This window comes from Seonamhaeicola algicola (assembly GCF_007997385.1).
Classification (GTDB): Bacteria; Bacteroidota; Bacteroidia; order Flavobacteriales; family Flavobacteriaceae; genus Seonamhaeicola; species Seonamhaeicola algicola.
Map to the genome: position 1 here is coordinate 86,501 of NZ_VOSC01000030.1, position 17,622 is coordinate 104,122.

At 33.8% G+C, this 17,622-nt stretch carries 7 protein-coding genes; 5 read left to right on the forward strand and 2 right to left on the reverse strand.

What is annotated here, in order from left to right:
* Nucleotides 1–6 precede the first annotated feature (6 nt).
* The 3 genes from FUA26_RS12720 (at nucleotide 7) to uvrB (ending at nucleotide 12,843) form a co-directional block, all read left to right on the forward strand.
* The gene (locus tag FUA26_RS12720) at nucleotides 7–4,908 is read left to right on the forward strand and encodes a T9SS type B sorting domain-containing protein (RefSeq protein ID WP_147136754.1); all 4,902 of its coding nucleotides are present in this window, start codon (nucleotides 7–9) and stop codon (nucleotides 4,906–4,908) included.
* A 158-nt stretch (nucleotides 4,909–5,066) separates the two neighbouring features.
* Nucleotides 5,067–10,811 (forward strand): T9SS type B sorting domain-containing protein, encoded by a 5,745-nt coding sequence (locus tag FUA26_RS12725; RefSeq protein WP_147136757.1) that lies wholly within the window; start codon nucleotides 5,067–5,069, stop codon nucleotides 10,809–10,811.
* Between the two features lie 28 nt (nucleotides 10,812–10,839).
* On the forward strand, nucleotides 10,840–12,843 hold the full coding sequence (uvrB, locus tag FUA26_RS12730) for an excinuclease ABC subunit UvrB (RefSeq protein ID WP_147136760.1): 2,004 nt from the start codon (nucleotides 10,840–10,842) through the stop codon (nucleotides 12,841–12,843).
* 63 nt (nucleotides 12,844–12,906) lie between these two features.
* Here uvrB and FUA26_RS12735 read toward each other — a convergent pair whose 3' ends face one another.
* A complete protein-coding gene (locus FUA26_RS12735) occupies nucleotides 12,907–13,317 on the reverse strand; it encodes a TerB family tellurite resistance protein (RefSeq protein WP_147136763.1) in 411 nt (136 codons plus the stop codon).
* 404 nt (nucleotides 13,318–13,721) lie between these two features.
* Nucleotides 13,722–14,912, reverse strand: a complete 1,191-nt coding sequence (gene sucC, locus FUA26_RS12740; RefSeq protein WP_147136765.1) for an ADP-forming succinate--CoA ligase subunit beta — start codon at nucleotides 14,910–14,912, stop codon at nucleotides 13,722–13,724.
* Between the two features lie 188 nt (nucleotides 14,913–15,100).
* On the opposite strand from sucC, the gene lysA reads away from it, so the two are divergent.
* Both lysA and FUA26_RS12750 read left to right on the forward strand, forming a co-directional pair.
* The gene (lysA, locus tag FUA26_RS12745; protein ID WP_147136768.1) at nucleotides 15,101–16,336 is read left to right on the forward strand and encodes a diaminopimelate decarboxylase; all 1,236 of its coding nucleotides are present in this window, start codon (nucleotides 15,101–15,103) and stop codon (nucleotides 16,334–16,336) included.
* 94 nt (nucleotides 16,337–16,430) lie between these two features.
* On the forward strand, nucleotides 16,431–17,612 hold the full coding sequence (locus FUA26_RS12750) for a DUF1624 domain-containing protein (protein ID WP_147136771.1): 1,182 nt from the start codon (nucleotides 16,431–16,433) through the stop codon (nucleotides 17,610–17,612).
* The last annotated feature ends 10 nt before the right edge of the window (nucleotides 17,613–17,622 follow it).

Here is a 17,622-nt window from a genome sequence, read left to right on the forward strand (position 1 = left end):
ACATCTATGAGATTTCTATATATATTCATTTTAACCTTCATTTGCAGTTGCAGTGTGGTCTTTTCGCAACAAATCTCTGTAGATAGCTCTGTAGGAGTTCAGCAATTAATAGAAGATAATTTTGTTGATGGTTGTGTTGAAATTACCAACATAACATCATCTGTAAACGGAAGCGCATCAGGGTTTCCAAGTTACGCCTATTTTGAGCGTGGTGCTTCAAATTTCCCGTTTGAAAATGGTATTATGCTGGCTACAGGTAGTGCCAATTCAGGCGGTAATAGTGAGCGTACACCAACCCTTAGCGAAGGCTCAACAACTTGGGGTACAGACCCCGATATTGAAACCGCTTTAGGTATAAATAATACACTAAATGCCACATCTATTGAGTTTGATTTCACATCAACCTCTAGCCAATTTCAATTTAATTATTTATATGCTTCTGAAGAGTATTTTGATATAAACCCCTGTCAAATTTCAGATAATTTTGTATTCTTAATAAGAGAAGCTGGCACAAGCAATCCGTACCGAAATATAGCGGTAGTTCCGGGCACTAATCAACCTGTAAATTCTACCACAGTTCACAATGAAATATTTGGTGTTTGCCCACCAGAAAACGAAGAATATTTTGATGTTTACAATGCCGGAGACACCAACTACAACGGAAGAACAACAGTACTTACAGCTGCCGAAACTATTGTTCCTTACGTGCAGTATCACGTAAAATTAATTATTGCAGACCAACGTGATGGCACCTTTGATTCGGCTGTGTTTATTGAAGGTAATAGCTTTGAAATTTTAGACTTAGGTGAAGATATTGAAACCTGTGCAAGTTCGGTAATTTTAGATGCCGATATTGAAAACGCATCTGCAACATACCGATGGTTTTTAAATAATACCGAAATAGCTGGCGAAACAAACCCAACTCTTAACGCCATACAAGATGGAAATTACAGAGTTGAAGTAAGCGTACTTTTAAATGCCAATAATTGTATTGAAGAAGATGAAATAAACATTGTATTAAACAGTGAAGAACCCATAAACCCTATTACAGATTATCAAATGTGTGATGACAGCAGTGGTGATGGCACTGAAACTTTTGATTTATCAACAAAAAACGCTGAGTTAATTGCAAATATTCCGTTTACTAATTACACGTTTTCATATCACTTTTCTGAAACAGATGCCCGAAGCAATGTAGGGGCCATTAATGCTCCAATTTCAAACACATCAAATCCGCAAGCTATTTTTGTTAGAATTGATGATACCGATACGGATTGTTTTGCTTATACAACCTTCAATTTAATTGTAAACGAAGCTCCAAACGCTACACCACCAACACCTTTAGAAGTTTGTGATAGTGATGACACACCCGATGGTTACACTGTAATTGATTTAACAGTTAAAGACAGTGAAATTTCAGGAGGCAACAGCAATTTCATGGTTTCATACCATTACAATGCTTTAGATGCTTCAACGGGTAGTAACCCCATTCCAGGTTCTTATGTAAACACCAATACACCCACAGATACCGTGTATGTTAGAATTGTAAATGTTAACACAGGGTGTTTTAACACCACAACCCTAACTGTTAACATGACCACAAGCCCCATAATTAATAGAGACACCCAGTTTCTTGATGCTTGTGACACTGACCACGATGGCAATGCAGATTTTGATTTAACACAGGCTATAAACGATATTTTAGGTGGTTTAACAAACATAACTGTTTCATACCATGAAAGTTTTACCGATGCTGAAACAGATACAAATCCTATTGCAGACCCAACAAATTATGAATACACCAATCCTGCAGGTGAACCGGGTTCAAGAAATATTTATGTTAGAGTTGAAGACAATAATACAGGGTGCGCCTCTATAACACTTATTGAAGCCCATACAAATTTATTACTAACAGGAACTGACACAGGCGATTTTGCACTTTGCGATGTAAACGATGACCAAAACGACACATTAAATTTCAACCTTAATATTGTTGAAACATTTATAAACAACGATTTACCAAACCCTATTACCGTAACATTTTTTGAAACCGAAGACAATTTAAACAATAACACCAATGCCATTGATAAGGGATCTCCATACCCTGCTTTAAGCCCTACTACACTTTACATTAGGCTAGAAGACACTAACTCTGGCTGCGTTGATACAGCCGAAATAACCTTGTTGGTTAACCCAATTTTAATGTTTGAATCGGTGGACCCAATACCCTATTGTGATACTGATGGTGATGGTATTGTTAGCATAGATTTACATTCGCTTGATGATATGATTACCAACAGTAACACTAATTTTACGGTTACCTATTTTGGCTCAAATTCTGATGCTGAAAATAACACCAATGCGTTGCCAGATTTTTATACAAACACCAACTCAGTTGAAACTTTATACGCAAGAATTGAAAATGATAATTCTGGCTGTTCAACTGTAAACCCTTTTGATATTGAAGTAGTGGTTGCACCAGATACAACACCACCATCACCATTTGTTATTTGCGATGATGATCAAGATGGTTTTTTCACTATTAATCTAGAAGATAAAATACCCGAAATGATTACTAATACCAATGGTATTGATATAAATTTCTTCACCACTGAAAACGATGCATTTAATAGCACCAATGCCATTACAAACCCTACTAATTTTAATGCTGAAACACAAACCATTTATACACGTTTAGAGTATGCTGTATCTGGCTGTTTTAATATTACACCTATTGATGTTTACGTAAACACACTGCCTATTATTCCTAGTGATTTAGATTTTCAAATTTGCGAAGAAACAGGTACCACTGTAGCCGATTTTATTCTATCTGATATGGATGTAAACGTGCTCAATGGGCAAACAGGAAAAGAAGTGTATTATTTTGAAAACCAAAATGATGCTTTAAACGGTAATTTAGCCAACGCTATTGATAAAAATAATGTTTACCAAAACACCTCAAGTCCGCAAACCATTTACATTAGAGTTGAAAACTTAACCGCTAGTGCTGGCACCTGTTTTGCAACGTCTTCTATGACTATTCAAGTATCTCCTGAGCCTATTTACAATCCAATTGTAGATTTTTTAGTCTGTGATGATATTTCAAATGATGGCACCCATGTGTTTGATTTAAATGCTAAACGTACCGAAATTGCATCGGGTTCACCTGATAATTTAAATATATCATTTCATACTACATTTAATGATGCAGACACTAATACAAACCCCTTAGGAGGCACATATACAAATACCCAAAACCCGCAAACAATTTATATTAGAATTGAAAGTGAAGATTCTTTCTGCCATGTGGTTGAACCATTAGGCATGAATATTATTGCTGCTCCTGACATTTCTGAAGTTTCAGGCCCTTTGGTTGCTTGTGATGCTGATTACGACGGTATTACTTCATTTAACCTTGAAGATGCCGATTATGAAATGCGTGACAGAATCACAGATGATTTAGAGGTTTATTATTTTGAAAATTTTAACGACATTAATCCTAATGATGGTTTTGATAACACCAACGCCATTTCAAACCCTACCAACTTTAATTCTGCTTCACAAACTGTATATATTAAAGTTGTAAATAGTTTAACAGGTTGTTACAGCGTTATTTCGCAAGAATTAGTTGTTAACTTACCACCAAGCACAAACAACGTTGGCACCATTGAAATTTGTGACAATGACACCAATTTTTATGATTTACTCCAAGTTAATCCATTACTTGTTAATGATGTAAATACAGTAACCATTTCATACCATAATAATGAACCAGATGCTACAGCAAACGCAAACCCTATAAATACAAATTACAACTACACAGCTAACTTTCAAACATTGTTTGTAAGAGTAACAACCATAAGTACAGGCTGTGCTATTGTAACCTCGTTTAACTTACAAGTAAACCCCAACCCAGTTGCAAATACAACACCCGATTTGGTAGCTTGTGATGATGATTTTGATGGCTTTTTTGAATTTAATCTTTCAACTACAGCTAACACCATTTTAGGTTCTCAAAACGGCAACAATTATACGGTAACTTATTTCACAACAAATACTGATGCCCAAAACAACCAAAACCCCTTAAGTATTATGCATGCTGCCTTTAACGGTGAGGTTATTTATGCAAGGGTTGAAGATAACGCAACAGGCTGTTTTGATGTTACTAACTTTTCAACACGCGTTAACCCATTACCCGTAATTCCTATTGATGATGTTGTACCATTATGCATTAACAACTTGCCACTTGTAATTGACGCCTATACAGGTAATGATTCAGACACATATCAATGGTCAACAGGTGCAACTACGCCGCAAATAATATTAACCAATCCTTCGCAAATTGGTAATTATTGGGTAAGTGTTACAACCCCAAATTTTATTGGAGATGATTGTGAGTACACACATTCCTTTACAGTTATAGAATCTCAAGAAGCCGATATAAACTTTACTACAACGGTTAATTTTGCAGACCCCAACAGCATAACCGTTAATGTTAGCGGTATAGGAGACTATATTTATATTTTAGATGACGGCGAACCACAAACATCAAATATTTTTGAAAACGTTACTTACGGCCCACACCTTGTAACTATTAGAGATTTAAACGGTTGTACTGATGCTACAAGAACTGTAGTTGTTATTGATGTGCCTAAGTATTTTACACCAAATAATGATAGTTTTAATGATACTTGGCATATTGTGGGAATTGAAGAAATACCCGGAACTATTGTATACATATACAATCGTCACGGAAAATTAATAAAAACACTACCACATACATCGGTTGGTTGGGATGGAACTTTTAACGGAAATAATATGCCTGCTGATGATTATTGGTTTTCTGCAGATGTACTTCATGAAGGTGAAGCGTTCACTGTAAAAGGTCATTTTGCATTAAAACGTTAATAAAACCCTCAAATCATTCTACTTTTACTACTTTTCATCTAAAAGTTTTAAACCTTTATACTATAATAACGTCTAAAATAAATTAAATCGTTTATTTTAGACGTTAGTTTTTTTTATAAAACTAGCTAACAATCAACAACTAAACCACCATATTCATAATGCAACAAAGCTATGTTTTCTTTAGAAATTTACTGCTTCTACTAGTGCTATGTTTTGCTTCGCACACATATGCTCAATTAAGTAAAACGCATTATATTCCGCCATTAACAAGTGCTGCTTTTGGTAATGCAAACCCTGAAGGGCAGTTCATATACATATCAACACCAACAAATTCTTTAGTACCATATACCATTATTCCTGTTGGTCAACCAACTACAAATTACATTACAGGAACCGTATCAAATGCTAATCCGCAAACAGTTAACATTGGCTCTGGTTCAACACAATTATTTGTACCATCAAACACCACAAGCACAGTATTTAACAATAAAGGCTATATTATTGAAGCCGAAGCACCAATATACGTATCTGTAAGAATGCTTGCTGGTGGTGGTGCTCAAGCAGGTGCGCTAGTAAGCAAAGGGCTTTCTGCCCCAGATACTACCTTTAGAATTGGTACTTACACCAGTGCCAACCCGCAAGATAATTACCTTAGTTTTGTATCTGTAATGGCCACTGAAGACAATACAAGTGTTACTTTTGATGACCTTCCTGCAGGATTAATCATAAAAAATTACACTGGCACTTTACCCGTAAACATTAATTTAAATGAAGGTGAAAGTTATGTTTTAGCTATTAATATTTTTGAAAATGGCCTCACAGGAAACAACCTTATGGATGGCTTAATTGGCTGCCTTGTTAATGCAGACAAACCCATTGTTGTTAATTGTGGTTCTACAAACGGTAGTTTTGATGCTGGAGGCGGACGAGACTACGGCATAGACCAAATTGCTGGTTTATCAAAAATTGGTAATGAATACATTTTTGTAAAAGGCAATGGTTTAAACGCCTATGAAAACGTATTAGTTGTAGCACATACCAACAACACGTCTATAAGCATAAATGGCAATGCCCCAATAGCCACTATTAATGCTGGCGAATACTATGTTATTGAAGGCAATAATTTTACAACAAACGATAATTTATACGTAGAAACCTCAAACGATACCTTTATGTATCAAGGTGTTGGCGCTTCCAGTGAAGCAAACCAAGGTATGTTTTTTGTACCACCATTAAGTTGTGAAACCAGAGGAAACATAAACAATATTGCTAATATTAATGAAATTGGAGGCACAAACTTTAGCGGTGGTGTTTCAATAGTTACAAAAACAGGTGCCACAGTTACAGTAAATAATTTAGCGCTATCAAACTTTTCTACAGTTGGGCCAAGTGCCGTTACAGGCAAACCAGATTATGTAACTTACAAAGTAACTGGTTTAACGGGCAATGTATCTGTGCAAGGTGATGATGAACTTTACGTAGCATACTTTAATGTTAATGGTGCCGCTACTTCGGGTAGTTTTTACTCGGGTTTTCCTACCAACCCCGAAATTAATTTTGATGCTCAATTTGCAACGCTTGGTAATTGTATTCCAAATATAACTTTAGAAGCTGCCAATACCCAAAGCTTTGATAGTTATGAGTGGTGGTTTGATGATGGCTCTGGTTTTCAAATAGTATCATCTAACGTGCCTTCAATTACTCCAACAATACCCGGAAAATATAAACTTATTGGTGAAATAACCTGTACTGGTGATGTTTTAGAATCTGTTGAAGTTCCTGTAAGCATTTGTCCTGATGATATTGATAATGATGGTATTATTGATAATATTGATATTGATAATGATAATGATGGTATTGAAAACTGTGTAGAGTCTAGGGGTAATGTAACGCTAAACATTCAAAATACCAACAATCCTATTTTAGTGTTTCAAGACAATACAACAAGCAGCAGTATTGCCACTGGCAACTATACAAGCACAAGCAGTTCAGGAAATACCAACGTAATTATAGGCGATAATACAGGTAATTTTACAAGCACCGTTGGTAATGCAGCCAATGCAGAGAGTAATTACACCATAAATTTTACAGAACCAGTAAATGTGAAACTCACAGAATCATCAATAACCAACACACCAACCGATGGTGAAATTTTTATTGTGAGCATAGCACCTGCTAATAAAAATATTACGGTTGTTGATCCTGATAACCGTCTTTTAATTGATTCAAATTTTGATGGCCTTTTTGAAACGGGTATCACACAACTTTCAGGCTCTGAAATTCATTTCAGAATAAACCCTGCGGCCAATGGCAACACACCATTTCATTTTTTTGCAAATAGTGTTAACGGTTTTTCATTCAAACATCAACTTCAAAATATAAATACAGCCTCTACTTTTTCTGCTAACATATCGCTTACATGTTTTAAAAATGATAACGATAATGATGGTATTAAAGATGAATTAGATTTAGATAGTGATAATGACGGTATTCCTGATATTATTGAGCGTTCTGGCTCCATTGTAACACCATCTGGAAATGATGTTAATAATGATGGATTAGATGATGTTTTCGACTTTTTTCCAGCACCTATTGACACTGATAATGATGGCGTTATGGATTTTTATGATTTAGATAGTGATAACGATGGCATTTCAGATTTAGTTGAAACTGGGCAATTAGGCACACTATCTGACACTAATTTTGATGGTGTTGAAGATGGCCCAACATATGGTATTAATGGTTGGGCAGATGCCGCCGAAACATCACCCGATAGTAATACCATAGGTTATACTTTAAATGATTTTGATGCAGATACTATATTTTCATACATTGATGCAGATAGTGATGGCGATGGCTGTAGCGATGTTATTGAAGCTGGTTTTTCTGATGCTAATAACGACGATTATTTAGGCGATGTTACAGTAACTGTTAATGCTAACGGATTGGTTACAAATGCAACAGATGGTTACACACTACCAAATGCCGATTATTTAACCTTTGCTCCTATTACTATTGATAATCACTTATCAGCTGCTGTAATTTGCGAAAATTCAAACTTCACTATTCCTTTAGTATCGGCTGATGCCGAAACTATTCAATGGGAGTTTTCAACCGATAATGGAACTACTTGGGCAGCTTTAACTAACAATGCCACATTTTCAGGTGTAAACACATTCAATTTAAATATTACAAATGCACCTTTAAGTATAAACAATTCAATTTTTAGAGCGTTTTTAAATAGGGCTGGTAATAGTTGTGGTATTTACACAACTGATATAACTATAACTGTAAATGAAATGCCGGTAGCCAATACAGCGGCCAATATGCAGTTATGTGATGATGATAATAACGGTACTATGCCTTTTAACTTAACGTTGCAAAACAGCAGTATTAACAGCAATGCAAACTTTACAATTACCTATCATGAAACACAAGCAGATGCTGATACTAATACAAATGCAATTACAAGTCCTTTTGAAAGTGGAAACACCACTATTTACGCTCGTGTAGAAAATAACAGCAATGTAAATTGTTATGCTACCAGTAGTTTTAATTTAGAAGTTTTTGAAAGTCCTTTCCCATCGTTATCTGTAACACCTTTACAAGCATGTGATGATACATCGGTTGGTACAGATGCTGATGGTTTAAAAACCTTTGATTTAACTCAAAAAGAAACCGAAATTTTAAATGGCCAAAGTGCTACAAATTTTTCTATAAGATATTTTATTGATGCTGCACACATTATTGAAATTACAAACCCTAATAGTTTTGATAGTATGACACCTAATAGCCAAACTATTTATGTTAGAGTTACAAATAATGCTAATGCAGCCTGTTATGCTGATACTACATTTAATATTGAAGTATATACGCTACCAAATGCAAACACACCAAACCCGTATACGCAATGTGATGATGCTTCAAATGATGGTCAAGCGTTTTTCAACTTAACTTTAGATAGTATAAAAAATGACATAAACCCTAATTACTCAACCGAAAACTTGTCATTTTCATATTACTTAAACCAAACCGATGCGCAAAATGCAACCAACCCAATTATAAGCCCTGAAAGTTACCAAGATGCGCCAGGATTTACACCTGAAACTGTTTGGATTAGAGTTGAAAACCCTAATGGTTGTTACCGCACCGTACCGCTAACCTTAAATGTAAGTCCGTCTAGTGCTGCTTTAAGTGCCTACAACCCAAATTCAATATATCAATGTGATGATGGTGTTGATGATAGAGACGGTATTTCAACCTTTGATTTTTCTCATATTAGAGACTATATTTCTAACACTATTTTTTCAACATTTAACGTAACTGTTCATTTCTATGAATCATTACAAGACGCTGAATTAGAAACCAATGAAATAGCTGATATTTCTAATCATCAAAATACCATTTCACCCAATATGCAAACTATTTGGGTACGTGTTAAAAGCAATTTAGGCAATAACTGCTTAGGTTTACAAGAGCTTACAAACCTTTTAATTGTTGAAGCATTACCTATTGCAAACCCTGTAGTTTTTAATAGAGCCTGTGATATTGATACTACTGATACAGTTGTTAATTATTCATTTGACACATCAAACTTAGAAGTCAATATTCTTAATGGCCAAGATCCTGCAAGTGTAACCATTTCTTATTTTGACACCTCTGGCAATCCGTTACAATACAATAACGGCACCATGGTTACAAGCCCAATTCAACCTTTCTTTTTAACAGAAACACAAACTATAACAGTTAGAGTTACCAATAACACAACCCAAGACCCTGATGGCGCTTGTTTTGACGAAACTACAATAGATTTTATTGTTGATGAACAACCCGTAATTGCAGACCCCATAGCCCCAGTTGTTGTTTGCGATGGTGACGCTGGCGATTTTGATTTTGATGGCCTTTATGCTTTTGATACATCGGGTTTTGCCAGTGTTATTTTAGGTACTCAAACCAACATGAACATATTTTTTGATTATGAAGATGAAAATGGCATTCTTATAACCAATAGTCCTACATTACCAAACCCTTTAATTTCAGGTACTCAAAATATAACTGCACGAGTTGTAAACCCTGTAAATACATTATGCTCCAGCACAACAACCATACAACTTATTGTTAACCCATTACCTGATTTTATAGTAGAATCTCCACTAATTGTTTGCACCTCAGACCCAACCTTTACTGTTGAATTAGATCCTATTGAAGCTAACATAACAGAAACTTTCACTTATGAATGGCGTTGGACTAGTATAGACGGTACAACAACCAACCAATTATTACCACAAACCACACCAACTATTGAGGTTTCTACACCAGGCACTTACCATGTAATATTAACAAAAACCAACGGAACAGGTTGCAGCAGAACTAGAAACATTTTTGTAAACGCATCAGAATTAGCAACTATAACTACAAATGATGTTACAATTATTGATTTTACAGAAAACAACAATAGCGTTACCATTAACACTACAAATTTAGGGCAAGGTAATTATGAATTTGCTTTGGTTGAAACAGGCACTTCTATTTTAGTATACCAAGATGAGCCCGTATTTAACAATGTAAAACCTGGATTTTATACTATTTATATAAATGATAAAAATGGATGTGGTTATAGAACTTTAAACATTTCGGTACTTGGTTACATGAAGTTTTTTACACCAAATAATGATGGTTTTAATGATGAATGGAAAATTATTGGCGTTAATGATACTTTTCAAAACAATAGCACTATTTTAATTTTTGATAGGTATGGTAAACTTCTAAAACAAATTTCAACACTAGAAGAAGGTTGGGATGGCACCTCTAGAGGTAATATTTTACCAACGGATGATTACTGGTTTAAAGTATTTTTAGAAGATGGCAGAGTTTTTTCAGGACACTTTACTTTAAAACGATAAGCACAGTTATTTTGCGTAATTTTGCATTATGCTGTTTAAAATTGAATCTGAATTTGCTCCAACAGGAGATCAACCATCTGCAATTAAACAATTAAAAGATGGTATTATAAATAACGAAAAATACCAGACACTTTTAGGTGTAACAGGATCTGGTAAAACATTTACTGTTGCCAATGTAATACAAGAAGTGCAACGCCCTACCCTAGTTTTAGCACACAACAAAACTTTGGCAGCGCAACTATACTCTGAGTTTAAACAGTTTTTTCCAAATAATGCTGTTGAGTATTTTGTGTCTTATTATGATTATTACCAACCAGAAGCTTACATTCCGGTTTCGGGTGTTTACATTGAAAAAGACCTTTCAATAAACGAAGAAATTGAAAAAATGCGTTTAAGTACCACATCATCACTGCTTTCAGGCAGGCGTGATGTTCTTGTAGTTGCATCAGTTTCATGTTTGTATGGTATTGGTAACCCCATTGAATTTCAAAAAAACGTAATTTCAATTGAACGCGATCAAGAAATTTCTAGAACCAAACTACTACATAGGCTAGTTCAAAGTTTATACTCTAGAACCGAAAGCGATTTTAACCATGGAAATTTCAGGATAAAAGGTGACACTGTAGATATTTTCCCGAGTTATGCTGATAATGCTTTCAGAATACATTTCTTTGGTGATGAAATTGAAGAGATTGAAGCGTTTGATATTCAAACAAACCAGATTATTGAAAAATATGACCGTTTAAACATTTATCCGGCAAATATGTTTGTAACATCACCTGAAATACTTCAAAATGCCATAAAAGATATACAGGATGATTTGGTAAAACAACACGATTATTTTAAAGAAATTGGTAAACATTTAGAAGCTAAACGCCTAAAAGAGCGTACAGAGTTTGATTTAGAAATGATTAGAGAACTTGGGTATTGTTCTGGTATTGAAAACTACTCGCGCTACCTTGATGGTCGTGCTCCCGGAACGCGCCCTTTCTGTTTATTAGATTATTTTCCTGATGATTATTTAATGGTAGTTGATGAAAGTCACGTAACCATTTCACAGGTACATGCTATGTATGGTGGCGATAGAAGCCGAAAAGAAAATTTAGTAGAATATGGCTTTAGGCTACCAGCTGCAATGGATAACCGCCCGTTAAAGTTTGATGAGTTTGAAGCACTACAAAATCAAGTCATTTACGTATCTGCAACACCTGCTGATTATGAGTTGCAAAAAACCGATGGCGTATATGTTGAGCAGGTAATTAGGCCAACAGGATTATTAGACCCTATAATTGAAGTGCGCCCTAGTTTAAATCAAATTGATGATTTAATTGAAGAAATTCAACAGCGTGTTGAAAAAGATGAACGTACGCTAGTAACCACACTTACAAAACGTATGGCTGAAGAACTTACTAAATATTTAGAGCGTATTCAAATTAGATGCAGATACATACACAGTGATGTTGACACATTAGAACGCGTTGAAATTATGCAAGATTTACGAAAAGGGCTTTTTGATGTTTTAGTTGGTGTAAACCTTTTACGTGAAGGTTTAGATTTACCCGAAGTATCTTTAGTAGCCATTTTAGATGCTGACAAAGAAGGGTTTTTACGTTCAACAAGATCATTAACTCAAACCGTTGGTAGAGCTGCAAGAAATATTAATGGTAAAGCTATTATGTATGCTGATAAAATTACAAATAGCATGCAAAAAACTATTGATGAAACTAATTACAGACGCGAAAAACAAATTGCTTACAATACTAAAAACAATGTAAAACCAAGAGCTTTAAATAAAAGTTTAGATAATGCGTTGGCTAAAAATTCTGTAAGCACCTATAAATACGAAATGGATGCACTTAAAGCTGCTGAACCCGAAAGCGCTTACTTAAGCAAACCTCAATTAGAGAAAAAAATAAAAGAAACACGTAAGCAAATGGAAGAGGCTGCTAAAGCTTTAGATTTTATTGTAGCAGCTAAACTACGTGATGAAATAAAAGCTTACCAAGAAAAACTAGAAAAGCTAAAAGTTTAAACTTTTAGCTTTTCTAAAACCAATCTTTAAATTTTTAATATAATTAAAATACTTAGCGTATTTTTAATTATACTGCGTTTTAAAAATATCTATTAATACGTCTGGTGGTACAATTTTATTTGGAAAACTTTCCATTAGGTATAACACTTTTGATATAGACTCATGACTTAAACCCATGCGCAAACCAAAGTTATAAAGTTTAATTACACCTTTTCTGGTTTCTTCACCTTCTTCTTGTTCTATATTCATTAATAGCACTAATCTGTGAAACTGAACAATGCGCTCACTATGCGATTTTAAGTGTGTATAATTTACGGGGTGCTCTATTAAATACTCAAAATCTTCTCTAGAAATACCTAATTGCTTAGCTACACCTAGTAAAAAATTATATTCTAGTTCTTGTATATCCTTATCATACTTTGCAAAAGCAATCATTTCGGAGAGCAGACTTAATTTTTCAACTCTGTTAATCATTTTCTATAGGGATTAATTAATTACAATATAAATTTACGCATAAGAGTAAAGTTGTTATCGTAATTATATTGTAGCTTATCGAAAAACAGCATACTGTTAATCGTGTATTTTTTATATTTCAACTACGAGCTAAACTACTCAACTAAAAAACAGACACTTTAACAAAACCAAAATCAGTAACCACAATCTTAAAAAAACAACGTAAACAACTGAAATACAAACACTTGAACAAATTAACAATTACTTAAAATAGAAAATATAAACTATATTAAAAAAAGGCTTTACGGTATTACCGTAAAACGTCAATTTATGAAAACTAAAATTTCAAAATCGATGAAATGCATCCATAAAAAAAGAGCAACTTAAAAGTTGCTCTTTTTTTTATTATTTGTAAAGTTTTACACTTATGCTAAAACCTCTTGTACTTTATCTGCAGCTTCTTGAAATTCAGTAGCACTTAAAACAGCTAAACCAGAATTATCAATTAACTCTTTAGCAATATCTGCATTAGTACCTTGTAAACGTACAATAATTGGCACTTCAATATTGCCCATATTTTTATAAGCATCAATAACACCTTGTGCCACACGATCACAACGTACAATACCTCCAAAAATATTAATTAAAATAGCTTTTACAGCTGGGTCTTTTAAAATAATTTTAAATGCAGCTTCAACACGTGCAGCATCGGCAGTTCCACCAACATCTAAAAAGTTAGCAGGCTCTCCACCGGCTTGCTTAATTAAATCCATGGTTCCCATTGCTAAACCAGCACCGTTAACCATACAACCTACGTTACCATCTAAATCTACATAGTTTAAGCCAACTTCTTTGGCTTCAACCTCAATTGGGTTTTCTTCACGTAAATCTCTTAATGCTTCATAATCTTTATGGCGGTATAACGCATTATCATCAATAGTTACTTTAGCATCAACTGCTAAAATTTTGTTATCACTAGTTTTTAAAACAGGATTTATTTCGAATAATGAAGAATCAGACTTTACATAAGCCGTATAAAGCGCCATTACAAATTTGGTCATTTCTTTAAAAGCTGTACCGCTTAAACCTAAGTTAAAGGCAATACGTCTTGCTTGGAAAGGCAATAAACCAACAGCAGGATCAATTTCTTCAGTAAAAATTAAATGTGGGGTTTCTTCGGCCACAGTTTCAATATCCATACCACCTTCAGTAGAATACATTATCATATTTCTACCTGTACCTCTATTTAATAAAACAGACATGTAATACTCTTCTGTTTCACTTTCGCCTGGGTAATAAACATCTTCAGCAACTAGTACTTGGTGCACTTTTTTTCCTTCAGCAGATGTTTGCGGGGTTATAAGGTTCATTCCTATTATTTGGCCAGCTAATGTTTCAACTTCTTCTAAATTTTTAGCAAGTTTTACACCGCCACCTTTACCACGCCCGCCAGCATGCACTTGTGCTTTAATTACGTGCCAACTGGTTCCGGTTTCATCGGTTAATTGTTTTGCTGCAGTTACTGCTTCCTGAGCATTTTGGGCAACTATACCACGTTGGATACGTACGCCAAAACTGCTTAAAATCTCTTTGCCTTGATATTCGTGTAGATTCATAATTTGCTCAATGTTTTTAAGAAAAGCAAATGTAAATAATAGCTATAACTTACCCTAATATTTGATTACTAAAACGTATTTTATTTTTAACATGTTAAATAATTAACACAATGTTTAATTTTACTAATTTTTTAGTTATTTATTTTTTTTTCGATTGAATAAAATATCTTTGGCAAAAATTTAGAATTATGACGGAAAATCAATTGCTTAAAATAGCGCAAGATTTTGGTAGCCCAGTGTATGTTTATGATGCTGAAAAAATTGAAAATCAGTACAAAAGACTTACAAATGCTTTTAAAAGTGTTAAAAGTTTAAAAATTAGTTATGCAGTTAAAGCACTGTCTAACATTTCTATTTTAAAACTTTTAAACAGCTTAGGCTCTGGCATTGATACCGTTTCCATACAAGAAGTTCAGCTAGGTTTAGCTGCTGGTTTTAGTCCAGATCAAATTATTTATACACCTAATGGTGTAGCTTTAGATGAAATTGAAGCTGCTGCAAAACTTGGTGTAAAAATTAATATTGATAACCTTTCAATATTAGAACAATTTGGTACTAAATACCCCAAAACACCTGTTTGTATTCGTATAAACCCACACGTAATGGCAGGCGGAAACAGTAATATTTCTGTAGGGCATATAGATTCTAAATTTGGAATTTCAATTCATCAAATACCACATATTTTACGTATTGTTGAAAACACTAAAATGACTATTAATGGTATACACATGCATACTGGTAGTGATATTTTAGATATTGAAGTATTTTTATACGCCAGTGAAATTTTATTTGAAACCGCTAAACAATTTAAAAATTTAGATTTTATTGATTTTGGTTCTGGTTTTAAAGTACCATACAAAGCAGGCGATATTGAAACTAATATTGAAGAACTTGGTAAAAAATTAAGCGCAAGGTTTAATGAGTTTTGTAAAGAATACGGTAAAGATTTAACACTTGCCTTTGAGCCTGGTAAATTTTTAGTTAGTGAAGCGGGAAGCTTTTTAGTAAAAGTTAATGCTGTTAAACAAACAACCTCAACGGTTTTTGCTCAAATAGATTCTGGTTTAAACCACTTAATTCGCCCCATGTTTTATGGCTCGCATCATGATATTGTAAACATTTCTAACCCTAACGGTAAAGAGCGTTTTTATACTGTTGTTGGTTATATATGTGAAACTGACACTTTTGGTAGCAACCGCCGTATAAATGAAATTAATGAAGGTGATGTACTTTGTTTTAAAAATGCAGGAGCTTATTGCTTTTCAATGGCAAGCAATTACAACTCTAGGTTTAGGCCAGCAGAAGTTTTATGGTACAATAACAAAGCGCATTTAATTAGAAAAAGAGAAACGTTTGAAGATATTACACGAAATCAAATTGAAGTAGATTTCACCCAAAAAAATAAAAAAGAATTGGTTAAATAAATCATGTTTAAATCTTAGTTAAAAAATGCTCAACACTTGTTGGGCATTTTTTATTTATAAAACACTATATTTCAATACATAAAAATCATACAACGTGGAAAAAACAAAAACAAGCAGAATAGAATCTATAGATATTTTAAGAGGTTTTGTTATGGTTTTAATGGCTCTAGATCATGTTAGAGATTATTTTCATTACGGCTCATTTTTTTCAAACCCAACAGATTTAGAAACCACTACTCCCATTTTATTTTTTACCAGATTTATTACCCACTACTGCGCCCCTGTTTTTATTTTTTTGGCAGGTACTTCAGCCTTTTTATATGGGCAAAAAACAACAAAAAAGAACTTATTTAAATTTCTAATTACACGGGGTTTCTGGCTTATATTTTTATCAATTATTGTAAATAATTTTTTTTGGAAGTTTGATGTTTCTTATGGTTTTATAATTCTACAAGTAATTTGGGCTATTGGTTTATGCTTTATTTTATTATCGGTTACAGTATATTTACCTATTAAATATATATTAGCCATTGGTACTATTATAGTAATTGGGCATAACGCTTTAGATGGTATTACAATGCAAGGTACAAGCTTTAAAGCTATTGTTTGGTACATACTGCACCAGCAACAATTTATACCAATTGGCAACAAGTTTTTTGCTTTTGCCTATCCTATAATTCCTTGGTTTGGTTTAATAAGTCTTGGTTATTGTTTTGGCACATTATACAAAAAAAACTTCAACCCAAAACTCAGAAAAAAATATTTAATAATTATTGGGCTAACAGCAATTGGAGCATTTTTTTTATTACGCGGATTAAACGTTTATGGTGATTTAACTCCATGGACACCACAAAACACCACTTCAAAAAGCATAATGGCTTTTTTTAAAATAACAAAATATCCGCCATCATTAGCATATTTACTTATAACCATGGGGCCAGCACTTTTATTTTTATATGTTATTGAAAATGTAAAAAATAAATGCACTAATTTCTTTTTGGTATTTGGTCGTGTACCCCTATTTTACTATTTCTTGCATGTTTTATTAATTCACGTTTTAGCAATAATTGGTATGATTATTTTTGGCGGAAATTGGCAAGATATGATACTAACCAAAGATGTTTTTATGAATGCTAAACTAGCCAACTACGGCTACTCATTATTTGTTGTTTACTTAGTTTGGATTGCCGTAATTGCACTGCTATATTTTCCAAGTAAAAAATATATGATTTACAAAGCCAATAATAAACAAAAGTGGTGGCTAAGTTATTTATAAAATGAAGGCT

Coding starts and splice junctions, on each gene's coding strand:
- FUA26_RS12720 (WP_147136754.1), top strand. CDS start 7: ATGAGATTTCTATATATATTCATTTTAACCTTCATTTGCAGTTGCAGT.
- FUA26_RS12725 (WP_147136757.1), top strand. CDS start 5,067: ATGCAACAAAGCTATGTTTTCTTTAGAAATTTACTGCTTCTACTAGTG.
- uvrB (WP_147136760.1), top strand. CDS start 10,840: ATGCTGTTTAAAATTGAATCTGAATTTGCTCCAACAGGAGATCAACCA.
- FUA26_RS12735 (WP_147136763.1), bottom strand. CDS start 13,317: ATGATTAACAGAGTTGAAAAATTAAGTCTGCTCTCCGAAATGATTGCT.
- sucC (WP_147136765.1), bottom strand. CDS start 14,912: ATGAATCTACACGAATATCAAGGCAAAGAGATTTTAAGCAGTTTTGGC.
- lysA (WP_147136768.1), top strand. CDS start 15,101: ATGACGGAAAATCAATTGCTTAAAATAGCGCAAGATTTTGGTAGCCCA.